General features: G+C 55.9%; 1 pseudogene. It reads right to left on the bottom strand.

Going from position 1 to position 651, the window contains the following annotated elements:
• Positions 1-273: 273 nt before the first annotated feature.
• A pseudogene (locus AC0L2A_RS36300) lies at positions 274-651 on the bottom strand (glutamate acetyltransferase); the annotation flags it as partial.

Genomic DNA, 651 nt, shown 5'->3' with positions numbered 1-651 from the left:
GGCCTCTCGGAACTCGCGTAATACCGAATGACCGTGGTCACCCCCGATCTTCGCAAGAAAGTGAGAAATTTCCGGCCCGCCTTATTGTTGAGACGGACGCTGACATCCGCTGCGGACCATCCGTCCGCCTTCGCGAAGTCTTCACAATAGGGCATGGGCTTTCCCGCTACAAAGCGCACCACCGACGTCGCTTCCGCTGACGAAATGTGCGGTATTCACATGTTCAACGAGCGTGCTGCTCCTTCTGGCTGAATGCAGAGTCTGGCATACGGATCAGGGCAAGACGCGCAGGTAGTAAGGTGAGTCGCTCGGCGGGCCGAAGCGGCCGAAAACCTGCGCGATAGTGGACTGCGTATCCTTGTTTGACAGATTCAGGCACGCCTTCAGCAATGTTGAGGTGACGGCGAAACTGCCAGGGCTTCCGCCATCGAAAACGGCAAGGCAGGTTAAAGATAAATAGATTTTCGCGGAGTCCGATTGATCCAGGATGAAGCAATTGAATGCAGTCAGTTCGCCGTATCTGCTCAGATAGACACTGATGGGCTTCGCCAGATTGACGCCTGCTTTGTCGCCGTCGGCAGCATCGGCGCAAATTGACGCAAGGGTACTTGGGAAATCCGCAACGGCCATCCTGCGGTTCAGGGTCTTCGA

The organism is Mesorhizobium sp. WSM4844 (genome assembly GCF_055811775.1).
The sequence above is the reverse complement of the archived record's forward strand: the minus strand, read 5'-3'. Positions and strand labels throughout refer to the sequence as shown.